Origin of the sequence: Paenibacillus sp. VTT E-133280, assembly GCF_002264385.1 — a bacterium.
GTDB lineage: Bacteria > Bacillota > Bacilli > Paenibacillales > Paenibacillaceae > Paenibacillus_AQ > Paenibacillus_AQ nitricinens.
On record NZ_NFUX01000011.1, the window covers coordinates 1 to 19,180 of the forward strand.

The window sequence follows — 19,180 nt, forward strand, 5'->3', positions numbered from 1 at the left end:
GTACTGTTAGTTGTGGTGCGGTAACAAGGCAAACTCTTATCGAGCAATTGAGGACATCGTAAATGACTCTTGTTTCAGGAATAGGTAGTTTAGTCCTAAATCTATTAAATACAGCTATGTAATGACCCACACGTACCTGTCATTGATGGGATGTTTGTGTGAATCAACATTATTAGAGCTTCTGCCGAAAAAACGGCAGAAGCTTTTTTATCGGGAACTAACTTTATACAACATCTTTAAATGTTCTATAATGAGACTATCTTATAGAAATTTGGTTTTTTTGGAGGTTAGTTCCTTGTTAGATGCTAGAACCGTACTTAGGTATTTTATTGAATATGAGAAAAAGACAGCGTTAATGGAAAATACGCTTTCAAAGGTGGAAGGTGAACTCTTTAGTGATGATCATTTGAGTAATACCAGTACTTTAAAAGAATATTCTTTCGATAAGAAAGTTTCCACTATATTCAAAAAGCTTACGGATTACAAGGATATAAAAGATCAGCTTAAGAAACGAAAGTACAACGACGATGAGCTTAGATCTAGTATTAAACTTGTTGTTTCAGGAGAAATGGAGGTAGCCGATTTTTTATCCTGGATACCCTTCGTATATGCGGATAATAGATTGAATACTGAAGAATTTATAAAAAATTTACTAGTAGATACCACAACAATTTGCTATCCACTTTTAAAGAAAAAAACGAAACAAGAGACAACGATAAAGCCCTTGATTACTTTTATGTGCAGATTTGAGAATCAAAACCTTAAGGTAGATAGTTTTTTTATCAATCGGGAAAGCTTAGAGATCATTATCGCTAAGCTCACAAATTGTTCAACATCTGAGATTGCTGAAATTGAAAAGAGTAACTTACAGGAATTGCTAAGTGCAAATGACTATGCACAACAAACGAATATGTTTGAAATCATAAATATTCTGAATAGAGAGTTATCGTCAAGATACGGAAAAACCCTTGAACACTTTAAATCTTATGAAGGCTGGCAGAAACTCAATCAGGCATTTATTACATTTGAAACATTGGAGGAGATGACAAGACCGATTTTTCAAAAGGAGATTCAACGTATTATTGAATTAGTTTCAGAGAAAGTAAAGTTTCCGGAGTTGTTGTCGACTTATTTAATAGGGGGACATTCCACTGTAGAGTATAACAACTCAGAAGAAGGCAAGTTATTTCATTATGGAAGTTATTCAGGTTCTTATCCGATCAATGAGAAACAGTGGCATACGCTTGATGCAGCTCAAAACTACACTCTTTTATCGGTAAATGGCCCCCCTGGTACAGGGAAAAGCACACTGCTCAAAGAAATTTTTGCCGATAATATGGTTAAAAAAGCAAGGGGGCTTATTGAGGTATGGGAGCAGCCATGGGAGCGGTTTAAGGAAAGAAGCAGCGAACTATATCGTTATCCGATCACTGGTAGTGAACGAACTTACTCGATGGTTCTAACTAGCACCAATAATAAAGCTGTGGATAATATTGGATTAGAGCTACTTAAAGAAGTGGCATACTTTTCTCGATTTGTAACAAACGAAGAAGAAAACGAGCAAATTAATGGCTTCTTTTGCGCAAGGTTAGGTAATGCCACTAATAAAGAGTCATTCATGAAGAAGTTTGTTCCAATGTTTCTTAAAGGGCTGGAAGCTGAGTACAACCAACATCCCCTGCCTGAAGTAAAAACTCAATTTATTGATACATATAACAAACTTGAAGATATGTATGGTGATATAGAGCGATTCATTGAAGTAAGAGAGGAGACTGTTCGTTTCTATACTGACAATAAAATAACATCTATAAGCACAGCTGAAGATAGATCGAGATTTATAAGTGAAAGGGAGGAGTCCGAAAAAAGGGTTATTGAACTCGAAATTTCAATGAATGATTTGAAGGATAGACATACAGACTCAGAACAGAATATCAGAAATTTGGAAAAGAAAGTAGAAGAAACCAAGTTGCGATTGCGAGTCTTACCCGAAGAGATCAAGGAAGGCTACAGTATTTTAGAGAAATATCTAAGGTGGAAGAAGGGCAGTTGGTTTGGTTGGCTTATTCCAAAAAGAAAAGTTTTTTTTAAGGAATATCCATCTGAAACTTATATTGAAAATCGTTTGATAAAGAATAAAGAAACCGAGGAACAAGAATTACTTAATAAGCGATTACCATCCTCCATAAACGATCTTAATGTTCAGAAATCGATTGCATTAGAGATTCAAGAACAGCTTACTGATCAAGAAATAGAACAACTGGCTTTGACCCTGAAATTGCAATTTCTTTATAAGGTGATTGAATTGTTGGAATTACAGATATTAAAGGAACAAGAACTCAGTGATAAATGGGAGTTAGAAGAAACCTCATTAAACAGCAGATTTGACTTTTCGTGCAATCCTATTATTTTAAGAAAACGTCACGAGCTGTATTTACTCTCCTTGAGAGTGACAGAACAGTACATTTTACAACATGCAAAAGAAGTAATACATAACTTGAATTTGATATGTGAAGGCAGCTGGTTCAATCCTTTTTTCAATGAAGGAAATAAAAGAGACATTCAGTATGCAAAAGGGATTCAGAGTCTCTGGGACACAATGTTTCTTTGTTTTCCAGTCGCTACTTCTACCTTACATTCTTTCGGAGAGAGAACTTTTCATTTGTTGCCGCAACTAATTGACACCTTACTTGTCGATGAAGCAGGGCAAATTATGGCGCATTATTTGAGCAGCCCTTTGTTTCGATCCAGAAGAGCTATAATCGTGGGGGATATTGAGCAATTGGAGCCTATAAGGCTCTTAAAAAGCAATGTTATTGAGCAATTTCAGCCTATACCAGAGACACATCATGATACGCTCTGTGTGCAGCGCAATAGTGCTCAAAGTTACGTTGATCTTAATTCTGATATATACGAATGTGATTACCAAGGAAAAAGAAAAGGAATGATCTTAACCGAGCATCGCCGATGCGAGGAAAGTATAATGTTATTTTCGAATCTATATGTTTATGGAAACATACTTACCATCATTAATAAAGACAACCATGACAAATTGTTCGAACGAAATTTGGTAGCAATAGACGTGCGAGGTTTAAAGGATCGCAGAGCCCACTCTAACCTTTCAGAGGTGCAGGTGTGTAAGAATTTAGTAGATGCTTATGTGAAGGAGTATGGTGAAGATATTAAAGAACAAATCGGAATTATAACTCCATTCAGTAAACAAAAGGAAAAGTTGCAGGCAGCTATTGCTGGAGTAGATATCGGCACTGTACATACCTTTCAAGGGCAGGAAAAGAAGTATATAATTTTCAGCTCAGTCATTGATACTAACACTTCCAAAAAACAAGGACTTACTGCATTTATTGGTGGTCGGTCTAATATGCTAAACGTAGCTTTATCCCGTGCCAAAGAACAGTTTGTGTTGGTTGGAAATCTTGATATTATTTCCAATCTCGAACATAATTATTTGCAGCATGTTCTTAGGATTATTATGGAAAAGGGTGTAGGTATTAGCCCCTATGACGAACAATTTCATACTGTAAGTCCAGATATGAAAGCTATTTCCTTTGGGTTGTTTACTACTCCAACTGATAAGATGGAGAATGAAAATGAAGTGTTTTCAACATACATTCGTGAACATATACCGCAACATCTAATTATAACACCAGAAGAGCATTATCAGGTATTGATAGAAGCAATGCGTTATGCCACGAAGTCAATAGTTATCTTCTCCCCTTGGATCATGCCGTACGTGGTTAATGAAGAGTTTATTGATATTGTTGAGGCAGCGATGGCTAAAAGCGTGGAGATCCGAATTGGTTTTGGATATAGAGGGGGAAAAGGGATCGATATACATGATATTAATAGTATTGTTATGAAGGATTATGCATTTGGAAGAAAATCAGATATTGAACTATCAATTTCAAAGCTAAAAGAGGTAATGGGCGAAGCACTTCAATATATTCCTCCTATTCATTCTAAAATTTTGTTAGTTGATGATAAGTATTTGTTTATAGGTTCTCATAACTGGTTATCCAAGATTGGGAAAGTTAGCAAACGTGATGAAGTAAGTTGTTTGATCGTTGAAGATAGTATGATTCAGTATTTAAAAGAAAGATATATTCATATTAAATTGAAATGAGAATGTATTTGGAATTTCGCTGAAGTATTTGAAAAAGGCGGACCCGGAATATATTCGAAATAACTTGAAATAAAAACAAGCCGGAGCATGAGTGGTCATGCGCTCTGGCTTGTTTTTATGTGTAAGTTTCCGGTCTGTCTTGTGTAGAATATTACCCTTTGGAAAGAGGTATGTCCATTTTGGCTTTCTGTATTGTAATAGATTAAGACTTTTGAAATAGTTTCTAAAACAAAAGATGACAATAAAGTACAATATATCCACTTATTAATGGATACATGTTATCATTACTAGGAAGGAGTGTCCAATTATAAAGGGGGTAGAGTTCTTGAAAATTAGTGATATATATGACTTGGAAGTAGATCAAGTTCAGCTAGATTTTGTAAATATTGAAATAAACAGAGACTACCCATTATATATCGATCCTTATCTTATTTCCACTAGAAGTGATCCATGGTCTGTGGAAGTAGACGGAACAATAAAAAGTTTTTTTTCCAAAGTTGTTGATTATATTAGAAATTCCGAACATTCGAAGGCTATTGAACTATTTCGGTTTATGTCTGAACCTAAAGAAACGTGTCTTGGGATTAGTAAGACGGGCACAAAAAATGGCCGAGGAGTAGGACAAGGCAATGCTACCGATATTATTAATGAAATAATTAAGAGCAAAGCGATAGAAACAGGAGTTGTACAGAATATTGAAGACATTGTTGTATTTGTTGATGATATAGACAAAGATAAATTATCTGATATGACTACAAATATAATAAGAAAGCATTTAATTGATTATACTAAGGAGCAATGTAAAATTTGGGGGATCTCTTTATTTAATCAGGATTCACTTCCATATTGGAATAGATATTCTGAAGATTGGGAAATCTCAAAAGAAGATTTGTTATTTTATCAAGGAAGAGAGTTGCTCTTGGTTCCAAAAGCTATAGTGTCATATATTTCAGAATATAATGCTCAGAAATACGGATGGCATTTTGTGGTTACCAATGAACGTGATGAGCAACTAGCGAGAAGGTCATCTCTAGTGAAGTTTAAGAAATATAAGAATGGAAAAGGAGTATATTATTTACCAAAAAAAGATGTTGATAATCAAATTACTAATCAAATTAGTAATGGGGATTTTGAGAGTAGAAAAGATTATTTGAGACAATATACTCAAAGTAAGCCGGAATTATTTGATCGATTTCGAAATTCGAAATCAAAAGAAGTAAAATCATTAACAAACGATGAATTTATGAAGCATTCGGGATCTGTATCTATTGATAAACTAGTTGATGCATTAATAGTTAGTTTGAAAAGTATACCTATTGGTACGAAAAATGCTTCTGAGTATCAAAAATACATAAAATCAATTCTCGAAATATTGTTCTATCCTCATCTGAATAATCCAATAATTGAAGAGAAAATCCATCAAGGAAGAAAAAGAGTAGATATTGTCATGAGTAATATCGCTCTAGGGGGCTTTTTTCATCGTCTACACAATATCAACAAAATTCCCTGTGGCTATATATTTATAGAATGTAAAAATTATAGCAAAGATGTAGCTAACCCTGAAATCGATCAATTATCCGGAAGGTTTTCTTTTAATAAAGGAAAATTCGGGATATTGATGTGCAGAAATATTGATAATAAGGAACTTTTATATCAAAGATGCTCTGATACGTATAAAAACGATAATGGCCTAATAATTCCTTTGGATGATAATGATATTATTTTTATGTTGGAATCTTTAAAAGGTGAAAAGGATGAGGTGGAAAATTTTTTGGAAATAATAAAGAAGAAGATTATTCTAAACAATTAATACCATATAAATACAGAAATCTAATGGCCTCTTACATCTAAAGTGATATTATGCAAAATCTTATATTGAAGATATTTTCATGTCTATTATTTATATGGGGAGATATACATGACTTATTGTCTTGCTTGGAAACAGAATGGATGTATTTTTATGGTTGGCGATTCGCTGATGTCGAGTAGAAAGTTAGAAAGATTTCATTCTAACGAGAGTTCAATAGGTGAAGTCCACGGGGAGTATGGAGGATATTACGTCGAAGAAACGAGCTCAAAAATTTTTCATTTTAAAGATATATTAATAGCCTTTTCTGTAAATGAATGGTACTATAATGAAATTGTGGAAATAATCGAACTACAGTTAAATGTATTCGAATTCAAAGTTATTCTTCAGAATATATGTAATTCATATAGCCATACAGCTGAATTTGAATTGTTAATAGCAAAAAAAAACGGCAACTCTAATCTTCTATATTATGTAAATGGATCTTCAGTTGAATTAATTGAAAATTATAAAAGTATTGGTAGTGGCAAAAATATTGATATGCTTACCGAAACATTATGGAATTTCACAAGAGGATTTGAGTTTGATGTAGATGATGTAGAAATTTTGGTAAGTAAGATGGTTGTTTTTTTACAAATTATTATATATAAGAATGGTTTCTTAGAGTTTGGTGTTGGGGGAACTGTGTGTGGTGCTTGCTTAAAAGATGAAATAAAATGGAATCAGGATTTATTTTATCTGTTTTATGAGAAAAATTTCGACCAAAGAATGACTTTAAATGTTATCGTTAGAGACAGTATTTTATTAACTGGCTCTGATTATAGTCATATAAATAAGATATTTGCATCCCTTGGAGTAAAACCAATTCATAATAAATTTGAATATATTAGAAAGTTATTAAAAATAATAAATACAACATCTCCGAGGATTGTAGTTTATTATAGTAGATATTATAACTGTATATATTTTGTGACACTTTAAAAGAGTCTATAACAACTATAGGATACAGATATTTCAAACGTGGGGATCCAATAAAAATTGCTTTTATAACGAATCCCTTATTAGCAATCGAATTATGTTCACGTCAATCGCAAGAAAAAATTAATATCCCAGTTTTTTATATTCGCTCGCATAAGCTTCCCTATATACCAAGAGAAGATCTACTAAATGATGTGAAAAACATTGAAGACGTAAGTGACAGGGATGAGATTTATGATTTCGATTTGAATGAAGTAGAAATCGCGATTCCAGAAAGTTTGAAAATTGATATGAGTAATATTTTTGATGTTAATAGTGTGGTTATTATCGATTTCAATTATCTTTTTAGTAAAATTAAAGAACGCTTTGAACACTATGAAGGAATATATATTAAGGTAAATACAAGTGATATATTGAGAGAGATCAAAGGGTTTATAGATAATTATATTGAAAACGACTCCGAAATACGTTTTTTTGTTTTTTACTCAAATGAAGAAGAGTATAAAATAAGTGAAAATTTAAATACTATAGATGATTTTATGGATAAAACTCCAAATGGAGTTTTTTATGAATTCTCAAACAATGATTACTACATGGGGACTATAGCCAATACAATAAACTTTCTTAAAGAGTATTATGTAAACGAAGATTATTTTGGATTAGATAAAATAATCCTTATTATGGATAACCCGGATCTTAATAATATTTTAGAACTATTGCCCACCATTAATAGAAATCCTAACGAGGCTGATGTAATCCTTGTTAGGAATCATAATTCTGAAACATATATTGTTGTTCCAGTTGTATATTTTGTCATCGATTACATGATAGATAAAATGTTTAGTGTTTCGAATGAGAATGCTATGTTATGGGATTCATATAAAGGAACTGAACAAGAGTTGTTCATAAAGAACAAAATTAATGAAGAACTGAGTTGGACGTAATTAGAAAAATAGTTTTTTGCGCCCTCCCCCACCATTTTGGTTAAACTAACCCTAAGCATATCTTTACCCAAATCCTACCGCAAAGAAGTGAGGCCCCATGATAACTCCAAAAGTACCCAATAGACTATCCAAGGAAAAGTCACCATATCTGCTGCAACATGCAATAACCCGGTGAACTGGTTTCTGTGGTCGGAAGAGGCCTTTGAAGTCGCCAAGCGCGATAACAAGCCTGTTTTTTATCTATTGGTATAGCTAGTTGTTGATTCACACTTACCTGTCATTGATGGGATGTTGGCGTGAAACAATTCTAGCCTGTTGTTAGTATGAGCCTATCGATAAAAGTTACCTGTTTAAAAGATAGTTAGTACCTGTCTGATTTAAATCAGCAAGTTTGAACAAATTAACAACCGGGATATTCCGCGACCAGCATTTGTGGTATATCCTATATATTTATCACCTTAATGTTCATCATACTTTAGCGAGTGGACCGCTATTGAATATTGGACGTAATATATTATTCCTGGAATTATTGTCTATTTTGATAATTAATCATAAAGGAGGAGAACAACGATGATAAGAGGATTAACAACAGCAGGCTTAGGTGAACTCAGCTCTAATGAAGAATATATCAGACTTGCGAGCCAATTCGGCTTTCAGTCGATAGACGCAAATCCATTGGAGTTAGTGCAGCAGTATGGTAAGGATGGGGCTGTTCAATTGCTGAAAAGTCATGGGATCATGTTAGGATCATTTGGTTTAGCGGTAGATTGGCGCACGACAGAGGTTAGCTTCAGGGATGGGTTGAAATCGCTTACCCAGATGGCTGAGACCGCTGCTGCCTTAAATTGCACGACATGTTGTACATATATTTTACCTTCGACAGATCTTCCGGTCGCACCTTTTATGATTGCAGCCACAAGACGTTTAAGACTATGCGCGGAAATATTAGGCGCTTATGGAATTACATTAGCATTAGAGTTCGTAGGCCCTCATCACTTACGTACACAATGGGCAAATCCACTGATCTGGACGATGCAAGATACGTTGAGCTGGATGGAGACGATTCAAGTAAGGAACATCGGATTGTTATTGGATTCTTACCATTGGCATACGAATGGATTAACGAGTGAGGATCTGCTGAAATTACAACCGCATCAAATTGCATATGTTCATATTAATGATGCTAAACCTCTACCGTTAGAGGAATTGTTAGATTTCGATCGATTGTATCCCGGGGAAGGATCTATTGATCTTACAGGATTCCTGGGAAGCTTGAAAAAGATCGGGTATACCGGTGTGATCGCCCAAGAAGTTCTGGCGCCAGCTTCCTCGCAAAGTTCATCTGAATTATTTTCCCGTTCCAAAGCTGGTTTCGACAAAGTATTCTCATCGCTGGAAAATCTACCTGGCATTTGATGATCTCGCGTGTATTAAGTGCTATAGAATGATTTCAAAGTGTTAAACAACCAAGGGCAGCAATCAACTCAGGAGGTGAATACTGAAATGGATAAGATGAACCAAACACTGTTAGCTGCGGTTAAGCAAGGCGACAAGGATCTTATTTCTAAGCTATTAGCTGATGGTGCAGATATTGATACTACAGACATTGATGGTAGAACCTCCGCATTAATCGCTGTACACACGAATCAACTGGATATTTTCAAATTATTGCTTGAACAAGGTGCCAACATCAATATCCGCGACAATCGCTCGGATAATCCACTTCTCTATGCAGGGGCTGAAGGGATGCTTGATTTTGTGAAGGTGTCTATTGCTGCAGGTGCTGATACATCCATTCTGAACAGGTTTGGGGGAACTGCCCTCATTCCTGCTGCTGACCGCGGTCATGTGGACATTGTGGAAGAGCTTCTTACAAGTTCTGATGTCAATATTGATCATGTCAATAATCTGGGTTGGACGGCATTACTTGAAGCTATCATACTGGGCGATGGCGGGAAGGCACATCAGACTATACTTGAATTGTTAATTCAGCATGGTGCTGACATTCAACTTGCGGATTCTAATGGAATTAGCCCCTTACAGCATGCACAAAATAGGGGTTACCAAGAAATGGTTGATCTGCTGATAAATAAACGTAGTGAGTCGTTATAATTTCAAAAAAGGAAACTCCGACTATTTGGAGTTTCCTTTTTTTGTCCTTTAAATACAAGATTACTTACGTCCACTGATCTCGTAATATAGTATAATCAGACTATAATGTTCAATAGTGGAAGATGGGAATATAGCACTATTAAATTTATCGAAGAATGAGGCGTGCATGAGAACTTCCGAGAATAAGATTAAGTTAAGTCATTTAGTATACATAGTAGTGTTTATCGGTCTGTTGATTGTGGTGCGCTGGGGCTGGCATAATCATTTTTCGTTGTCCAATCCACCTGCTGTGAAGCAAGGTGTGTTAGATTTACGTGGGGTGGATATTGAATCACTAAGCTCCTTTCCGCTGGATGGTAAATGGGAATTCTATCCTGAACAATGGGTGAATACTAGCAATATTGACAATGCGACGAAGGGGCAGATGCTTCAGGTGCCGGGGAACTGGACTTCTAAATTCAATCCAGCAGATCAAGAGAAAGCATATGGATACGGAACTTATCATTTGCGTATTCTACTGGATCAACCCTTGTCTGAGCCACTTAGCTTTTGGTTTCAATCGGTCTATACGGCTTCTGAAGTGGAGATTAATGGAACAATTCTCTCGCGATTCGGTAAGTTATCTGAAGAGAAAGAAGGCCATGTTTCTGTCACAAAGTCATTCTTGATCAGTTATGTACCGACAGATCAGAACCAAATGGATCTATTTGTTCGAGCGTCAAATTATGGGTCTCCGTTAAAAGGAGGCATTGTTAGGTCTGTAGAGTTTGGCATTCAACATGAGATAGATACAGTCTACTGGAATTCAATTGGCTTGCAGCTAGTTGTAGGGGTATTGCTCTTGATCCACGGGCTCTATTTACTGATTATTTATTTGATGGATGTGCGAAAAACAGAGTTGATTATTTTCTTTTCGATGATGGTCGCAGCAGCTGTATCTATTGGGGTTGAACATAATGGACTATTGTTCCGGTTTCTACAAGTTGATTTTGCCTGGACATTGAAGCTAAAGGTTCTTTCTTACACAGGCTTTTGCTTGTTTCTGTTCCTGATGGGAAGAGAGCTCTTTGGGAACCTGCGGAAAGGTAAGGCTTTTTATAGTTATATCCTCTCACTCCTCGGTTTTACTCTATTTATAATCTTTGGTCCAGAAGAGACCGTGCTGTTTTCGATCGAAAAAGGGGTCTATATGATCCTGTATTACATTCCAGTATTTTGGACGGCTTATTATTTTATGAAAATGGTATTTATTCAAGCTGAGGGAGCTCTATTTTTATTATGTTCAGTACTAGCTGTGATTAATAATATAATGTGGGCATCTGTCTATTACGCAGGAACCTCACAATTTATGTTTTATCCAGTAGATTTAATTGCTGCACTTGCTGCCTTTTCTACCTATTGGTTTAGGAGATATTTTCATCAATCCCATCAAAATGTACTACTGAATGCTCAATTGGCTGAATCCAACAAATTAAAGGATCGTTTTCTGGCCAATACATCTCATGAACTACGGACTCCCTTGCATGGGATTATGAATATTGCTCAGAGTGTGCTTATAAGAAAGAAACATGAACTGGATGAAGAGAGTCAACGCGACATGGAACTGCTAATAATGGTCAGTCGGCGGATGTCGCTCATGCTGAACGATTTGCTAGATGTAGTGAGATTGCAGGATAAACGGATTGTGATGAACATCAAGGTGGTGCAAGTAAGGTCCTTGGCTGAGGGTGTACTGGATATGTTACGCTTCCTGACCGGTGGGACTAAGGTGGAGCTTCGCATGGACATTAATGAGGATTTGCCGTGTGTATATGCTGATGAGGAGCGATTGGTACAGATTCTGATTAATCTAGTTCATAATGCGCTTAAGTTCACCGAACAGGGAAGTGTTGTACTGTCAGCAGAACTAGTGGATGGGCAGGTATGGATCCATGTCACGGATACAGGAATTGGTATGGATGAGGCATTGAGAAAGCGTGTATTTATGCGTTATGAACAAGGAGCTTACGGTGAAGGTGGTATCGGTCTTGGTCTTAGTATTTGTAAAGAGTTGGTTGAGCTGCACGGTAGTGAATTATTATTGCAATCGCAGCCGGGCAAGGGAAGTAAGTTCAGCTTCAAATTACCTGTAGTTAATGAGAGTGTACAGTCTTCCATTTCTGATGTCCATATAGAAAAAGATGTGGACTCACTGTCACCTTTCAGTGAATGGATCACTGCTGAAGCTTCTACTATGGTGGCCGCCACCTATTCCACGAAGGAAGTAGAGCCACTCTCGAAGCTTGATACAGACGCTGATATTATTCGTGTTCTGGCGGTTGACGATGATTCGGTCAATTTAAAAGTTTTGCAAAATATTTTGTCAGATGGAAACTATCAGATAGTTACTACGACTTCTGCACGTGAAGCGCTGGATAAGTTAAACAATGAACGATTCGATCTGATCATCGCTGATGTGATGATGCCGGGTATGTCTGGTTATGAAATGACAAGATTAGTCCGCGAGCGGTTTACAATGTATGAATTGCCAATTATTCTACTGACTGCACGCAGTGAACGGGAAGATGTCTATGCAGGCTTCTTGGCTGGAGCAAACGACTATGTTACCAAGCCGGTAGATGCAATGGAGTTGAAGTATCGTGCCTTATCTCTTTCATCTATGAAGCGGGCGGTCAATGACCGGTTGAGGATGGAGGGTGCTTATTTACAAGCGCAGATCCATCCACACTTTCTCTTCAATACACTGAATTCGATCATGTCCTTAAGTGACTTTGATACTGCCAAAATGAGAGAGCTATCAGATGCGTTCACAACTTATCTGCGCATAAGTTTTGACTTCTTAAATGCAGGGAAGCTCGTTACGCTGTCACAGGAGCTTGAACTGGTGGAGAATTATATATATATCCAGCAGCAGCGTTTTGAGGAGAGACTCCATGTGAAATGGGAAGTAGATGCGAATCTTGAAATGTTGATGCCTCCGCTTACGATTCAACCTCTGGTTGAGAATGCTGTTCGACATGGCGTTTTAAGTCGGGCTAAAGGTGGAACACTGCGTATTCACATTGAGACACGTGCGGATGCTGTCCATTTTAACATTGTAGACACAGGGTTGGGAATGGACGAAGCTCAAGTCAGCAGGCTGTTAGATCCAAAAGGCTATAAGAATCAAGGTATTGGACTCCTTAATACGGATAGAAGATTGACACAACTATATGGACGTGGCTTGCAAATTCAAAGTGTCCCTGGTTTGGGAACGACGGTGTCATTTATCATTCCTGATAAAGATTGATTGTGATCAAGGGGTAACTCCTTGGAGTTATCCCTTTTTGGTGGTTTCTTTAGGAAATTATGTGATTATTTCAATATTGTTGCATCATTGATTGTAAAAATAAAAGCTACCTGCCATTATTACAGAGAAAGGAAAATTTGTAATCAAAGATCATTCATGATAGGAGAATTAGAATGACTAATAACTTATTTGTAAACGAGACAAGAGAACAACTGATCTGGATGAATCGTCCCGAAACCTGGAAATTTACAGATTTAGATGAACTGACATTAATAGCACCTCCCAAATCAGACTTTTTCCAAGACCCGGCAGGTAAACATTTCGCAAGCTCAGCGCCATTTTTATCTACCCCTGTGGGTACTTCCTTTGAAATGACGACCAGAATTAGTGTCAATATGCGGCATAAATATGATTCAGGATGCCTCATGTTTATGATGGACCATTATAACTGGGCCAAGATTTGCTTTGAGTTTGACGGACAGTATCCCATAATCGTGTCTGTGGTAACCAGAGAAGGAATGTCAGATGATTGTAACTCCGTACAAGTTGGTGTAGATAATCCATATTTGCGTATCACCAAGCAAAATCATTGTGTTACTTTCTCCTATTCAGAGGACGGAGCGAACTGGTCACTGATCCGATATTTTGGAATGAGTGAAGGTGCTGAATGCGTAGCTGGTGTTGTCGCACAATCTCCCCAAGGTGAAGGCTGTTCAGTGAAATTCGACTATTTGAGTTTGTCGGAATCGAAGGCTGAAAGCCGCTTCTAAATGATTTGCGATAGTACAGTGAACATATTTGTATGTGGCCGCGTAATCGCGGCTTTTTGCATGATAAAAACCATGATTGAATAAATAAGGAGACAGCTATCCGTATTTAATTAAAGTACAGAGTCAATTTAATAAAACAAATCGAGAAGCCGATAAATAATAGGATGCTTTCAATAAAAAACAGGGAGAATTATTATAAGATGTTAAAAGAGAGAAAAAAAGGTTATTTCGTATTTGGTCTTCTGATTACGGCATTTATTATGGTTTATGGAAGCTTTGCTCCACAAGTAGCGGTAGCTCAGACAAGCATTCCAACTACAGCAGCAAGTTATGATGTTGTTGTCATTGGCAGTGAGATTCAAGGTGTTTTATTGGCCAGAGAGGCCAAGAACTTGGGCTTAAAAGTGATGATCTTAGATCCTCGAAGTAAGCCAGGCGGTGAATTGATTCAAGGGCAGATGTTTTTCCTGGATGATGTGAACGACAATAAGAAGCGGAGTCTCGTGCAAGGGGAAATGAAAGATCTGTTCACAGCTTATAAGGCTGGATCTATACGTAAAAAGGAAGATTTCGAGAACTATTTCAACAAAGTAATTAAAGGGATTCCTTTAAAAAGTGGAATTGTCATTGATGCCGTTGCTACTGTTCCATCAAATAAAGATAAGGCACTAAAGACTCTTACATATCATACTAAGGATGGCACTCAAACTACTATACAGTCTAAATACTGGGTTGAAAATACAGATTTTAATGCGCTTAGCAGCCACTTGCAGGTTAAACGAATTCCAGGTATGGAAAGTATTTATAAGGGGAAACAAGCGGATTATATGGCGGCCACTTATATGTTGAATTTCAAAAATGTAGACTGGAACCGACTGCATCAAGCCATTCTGGAAGATTATCCATTAACGAATGTTCGTAACAAATATGGCCCTAACACCTACGTCGATTGGAATTTCGCCACAGGGTTCAGCAATATTACCAATAAGTTCAAAGCGGATAACAGTGATCTAAAGCTTCGTGGACTGAATGCAACGTACCAGAAGAATGGACAGGTTATTATAAACGGCCTTCTTATTTATAACGTGAATCCTGCTGATCCGAAGTCTGTTCAATCTGCGATTACAAAGGCTAGAGCCGCAGCCCCTAGTATATTAGCTTTTTTACGCAGTAATATACCTGGATTCTCCAAAGCAGAGCTTAATGGATTTCCTGAGTATCTTTATATTCGCGATTACAACCGTCATGAGACTAATTATGTGCTTGAGTATTCTGATCTAATGAATGGGACGATGTTCTGGGATAATGTCAGCATTGGCGGTTATTCCATCGATCTTCAAGGAACTAAAACGATTCCTACCGGAATTGGCTTTGGTAAACCGGACCGTTATGGTTTACCTTTACGCTCTTTTGAATTGAAATCTTATGACAATGTGCTAGTAGTGGGGAAAAATGTAGGAGCTAATATTAAGGCTTACGGCAGCGCCCGCATCATGCCAACGACCGCTCTGGCGGCACAGACCATCGGGATTATCCTTGGCAAGGAGAGTAAGCGTTTAGCGGATCTAACTCCTGCTGATTTTGAGCGAATTCATAAATATTTGGAAAAGGATTATAAGATTACACTGAAGAAATAGAACTGTAGATTAGAGATTGAAAGTTAATACGGTTTATACAAAAACAAGCCGGAGCGAATGCACGCTCCGGCTTGTTCCTATGGTTGTTAAAGTTTATTTCGTGGTTACTGGTGCGGATACAGACTTGAACCATTCGTTAACTTCTTTGGTGATTTGGTCACCGCCATTGGATTTCCAATTGGCAACGAATTGGTCAAAGGAGTCTACTGGCAGTTTGCCATAAATAATTTTGTTGAAAGTTTCCATTTCGGACTGACGAAGCAGGTTCCATTTGGAAACCATCGTTGGTGTAGCAGCACCAGTAAAGTAGTTTTGTTTACGAACGTCTAGTTGTGACATAACTACTTTTCCTGCCGCCCAGTTTTCTGGTTTACGGAACTCTGCCATTTGTTTCTCATAAGGTGTTACAGGTGTCTCGCCGTCAGCAAGTTTAACCAAAGTCTTCATAAACAGATCAGGAATACGGGCCGGACCTGTTAAGAATGGGAATTCATTGGAGAAGTCTTTAATCTTGTCTTTATCACTTGTTGGTTGTCCATCAATCATATCCCAGTCATAACCTTTAGCAAAGCCATATTCATATTGACTGCCTGCAGCAGGGTTAGCTAAATTATCAAGCAAGTAGTTATAGTACAAGAAAATTGCTTCTGGATGCTTAGCATCTTTGTTAATCATGATACTAGCATTTACACCGGAATTCTGCCATTTGGTTCCAATCAAACCATCGGGTCCTGCTGGAACCGGATAACCTTTAATCTTCGCTCCAGGTACATTCTTCATAAGATCGGGAGCAGGCCAGTCTGGAACCCAGTTGGCGCCTGGCAGAATACCAGCTGCACCTTTCGTGAAGCTCTCAGCGGATTTACCTTCATCCCAAAGGGCGGAGTCCGTGTGAATATATCCTTTATCCATCCATTCGCTAAGCTTTGCGAGTGCTTGCTTAGCACCTGGGTTAATGGAACCATATTCAAGATTGCCATCTTTATCTTTGTTCCATTGTTCCTCAATTGTACCGTATGCCCCGAATAACCAGTCTAGTTGGCCCATCCAGGTATTTGTGTTGTTTTTCAAAGAAATTGCAAGCGGGTACACATCTTTAGGCGCTAAGCCATCAGGGTTTTCGTTCTTAAATTTGTCCATGATGTTCTCAAGATCGGCGATGGTCTTAGGCGCTTCCAGCTTCAGCTTTTCCATCCAATCTTCACGTAACCACAAGAGCGTATCATCATTGTCGGTATATTCAAGGATCGGCAGATTATATTTCTTACCGTCTTTAGTGAATGGGTACCAAAGTTCTGGATGTGCTGCAACGTGATCTTTCAGAATTTTGTTTGCATACTTATCAAACAACTCATCGATAGCGATGAACTGACCGGAATCAATAAGCTGATTGGTCAATACTGCGTTAGTTGGTGCAAAAACGAAATCAGGAAGCTTTTCGCCGGAAGCAATGGCAAGTTGAAGCTTTTGTCTGTATTGATCGTCATTTGCAGGATACCAAGTATCTTTATGCTTCATACCCAATGTTTCAAGCATCCAGCGATCGTGAACGTTGTTTTCTTTGGTATCACCTTGAACATACTTCTTAGGCATCAATACGGCACTGAACTCGATCGGTGGATCGTATTTGCCTTTTGCGAAAGCAGCATCTGCTTCGGATTGGGTATTATTGGTAGCGTTACCATTTTTGGCGTTCTCATTAGATGTGCCGCTACTGCCACATGCTGTGAGAGTGATAAGTGCTGTGACCGTGAGAAGCGACCACATTTTCTTGAACTTGATCATTCTTCAATTCCCCCTACTGTGTATGATCTTTACAAGTGTAACTTTAACAACTTGTCGGGGATGTCATCTATATGAGATTTTTAGTTTCGATAGGACTCTATCATGTTATTTGTTAGTATCTCTATATTCCTGCGGCGTTACCCCAAACTGCCGTTTGAATACTTTGATAAAATAAGCAGGGTCCATATATCCAATCTCCATGCTGATTTCATAGACTTTTTTATTGGTGGTCTTCAGTTTATGACAGGCACGATCCATCCGCAAGCGCGAGATATAATCGCTAATGCCTTCACCTGTTTCAATCTTATAAATTTTTGATAAATGGGTCGGATGGAGATTTACATGGTCAGCCAGAACACGTAATGATACATCATCATGCAAGTTCTTATCCGTATAATCTTGAATTTTCTTCACATACTCGGAACGGATATCTTTGATTTCGTTGGATGTGCCTTCTTTTAGATTAGCTAGAATACTTAGCGACCATTTTCTCAGTTTACTAATACTGGTAAAAGCATCCCCGCTCTGCAACGCTTCTATGTCGGTCCCCATTAAGTTTGCCAGTGTATGACCATTGCGATGTGCAAGATTCGTGAAAGAAGCTGTAATTAAAAAACCAGCCTCCATGCAATGCTCCCAGGATTCAGACCATTTCTCATCCAGCTCGGCACAGACGGCAAGTAATTTCTCTTCGGCCGCATCCCAATGTCCACTCTCCAATAGATGAATCAAAGAGGGAGGGGTATAAAGAGCGTCTAAAGGCCCGTGTGCTGAGGGAAGCTCTAAGTCACTAACCCGCATAATGAATTCTCGCTCATCTCCGACAATTTGGCGGAAAGAAGAGGAGGCCTGATGGAAACGATTCGATAGCTGCTCAGGAAACTTGAACCACTCCGTGATTACAATGGATAGTGAGCCTTTCAGAAATTGCTTAACCTTATATTGAAGTTGTAGAGAAAGCTTCTCTAATATGGATTCTTTTCCAAGGTCAGTTCCTTGTTCTTTAAGCTGGAGCAGAAACACGAGATATCCATGTTCCTCTTTAACGCCCCAGACTTCCATAAATTCTCCCATAATCTCTTCAGCCATATTAATAATCGCATATTCAATTAAGGTTTGATCGGTATTATCAAATTCTCTGAATTCTTCTTCCATTCGTACCAGCATCAATGCGGATTCTCCGGATTGGAAGGGCAGATCGTAACTCACGAGCTTCCGTTCCCATTCACCGGCTTGAAAACGATGACCTTGTAAGGCATCCAGTAGCAATCGCCCCCGTAAAACAGGAAGGTTCTCCCGGAGGGTAAACTGGGTTCGTTTAAGAGAACTTATAAGCTCCCATTCAGCATTCAATTGATTGATCGCATTTTTGACGGCTCCGAGCAATTCATCATCAGTGGGCGGTTTAAGCAAGTAATCCACGGTCTTGTTCTGAAGTGCTTTTTTGGCATAATCGAATTCTGAATGGCCGGATAATATAATACATTTAATTTTTTTGTTATGTTTTCTTATCCGCTCTATCAATTCAATTCCCGTCATTTCTGGCATTTGAATATCTGAGATTACTATATCAATGGGATGCGTATCGATAATTTGTAGCGCCTCACGTGCGGAATAAGCTTTATGCACATGTTCAATTCCCAGCGTATGCCAGGGTTTAGTCATGGAAAGATTATCTACCCAGTGTGCTTCGTCGTCTACTATGATCATCTGCATGTTG

The 19,180-nt window shown here is 37.8% G+C and carries 11 protein-coding genes and 1 pseudogene; 10 read left to right on the forward strand and 2 right to left on the reverse strand.

Annotated features, from left to right (window positions below):
• Positions 1-295 precede the first annotated feature (295 nt).
• The 10 genes and pseudogenes from CA600_RS06935 to CA600_RS06980 all read left to right on the forward strand — a co-directional run bounded on the left by CA600_RS06935 (position 296) and on the right by CA600_RS06980 (position 15,675).
• Positions 296-4,138 (forward strand): AAA domain-containing protein, encoded by a 3,843-nt coding sequence (locus tag CA600_RS06935; RefSeq protein ID WP_179281562.1) that lies wholly within the window; start codon positions 296-298, stop codon positions 4,136-4,138.
• Positions 4,139-4,463: 325 nt separating this feature from the next.
• Positions 4,464-5,948 carry a hypothetical protein gene (locus CA600_RS06940; protein WP_094869533.1) on the forward strand — a complete coding sequence of 495 codons (1,485 nt, stop codon included), beginning with the start codon at positions 4,464-4,466 and terminating at the stop codon, positions 5,946-5,948.
• A 108-nt stretch (positions 5,949-6,056) separates the two neighbouring features.
• Positions 6,057-6,926: a hypothetical protein gene (locus tag CA600_RS06945; protein ID WP_094869534.1), complete on the forward strand. Its 870-nt coding sequence runs from the start codon at positions 6,057-6,059 to the stop codon at positions 6,924-6,926.
• Positions 6,927-7,117: 191 nt separating this feature from the next.
• The gene (locus CA600_RS06950; RefSeq protein WP_094869535.1) at positions 7,118-7,867 is read left to right on the forward strand and encodes a hypothetical protein; all 750 of its coding nucleotides are present in this window, start codon (positions 7,118-7,120) and stop codon (positions 7,865-7,867) included.
• Between the two features lie 97 nt (positions 7,868-7,964).
• A pseudogene (locus CA600_RS06955) lies at positions 7,965-8,127 on the forward strand (DUF255 domain-containing protein); the annotation flags it as partial.
• A 310-nt stretch (positions 8,128-8,437) separates the two neighbouring features.
• On the forward strand, positions 8,438-9,283 hold the full coding sequence (locus CA600_RS06960; RefSeq protein WP_094869536.1) for a sugar phosphate isomerase/epimerase family protein: 846 nt from the start codon (positions 8,438-8,440) through the stop codon (positions 9,281-9,283).
• 87 nt (positions 9,284-9,370) lie between these two features.
• Positions 9,371-9,979 (forward strand): ankyrin repeat domain-containing protein, encoded by a 609-nt coding sequence (locus CA600_RS06965; RefSeq protein ID WP_094869537.1) that lies wholly within the window; start codon positions 9,371-9,373, stop codon positions 9,977-9,979.
• A gap of 166 nt (positions 9,980-10,145) precedes the next feature.
• Positions 10,146-13,268: an ATP-binding protein gene (locus CA600_RS06970; protein ID WP_094869538.1), complete on the forward strand. Its 3,123-nt coding sequence runs from the start codon at positions 10,146-10,148 to the stop codon at positions 13,266-13,268.
• A 173-nt stretch (positions 13,269-13,441) separates the two neighbouring features.
• The gene (locus tag CA600_RS06975; RefSeq protein WP_094869539.1) at positions 13,442-14,038 is read left to right on the forward strand and encodes a DUF1349 domain-containing protein; all 597 of its coding nucleotides are present in this window, start codon (positions 13,442-13,444) and stop codon (positions 14,036-14,038) included.
• Positions 14,039-14,238: 200 nt separating this feature from the next.
• Positions 14,239-15,675, forward strand: a complete 1,437-nt coding sequence (locus tag CA600_RS06980) for an FAD-dependent oxidoreductase (protein WP_094869540.1) — start codon at positions 14,239-14,241, stop codon at positions 15,673-15,675.
• A 93-nt stretch (positions 15,676-15,768) separates the two neighbouring features.
• Here the strand turns inward: CA600_RS06980 and CA600_RS06985 are convergent, their stop codons facing one another.
• A complete protein-coding gene (locus tag CA600_RS06985) occupies positions 15,769-17,460 on the reverse strand; it encodes an ABC transporter substrate-binding protein (protein ID WP_094869541.1) in 1,692 nt (563 codons plus the stop codon).
• Between the two features lie 105 nt (positions 17,461-17,565).
• Positions 17,566-19,176 (reverse strand): response regulator transcription factor, encoded by a 1,611-nt coding sequence (locus tag CA600_RS06990; RefSeq protein ID WP_094869542.1) that lies wholly within the window; start codon positions 19,174-19,176, stop codon positions 17,566-17,568.
• Positions 19,177-19,180: the final 4 nt, after the last annotated feature.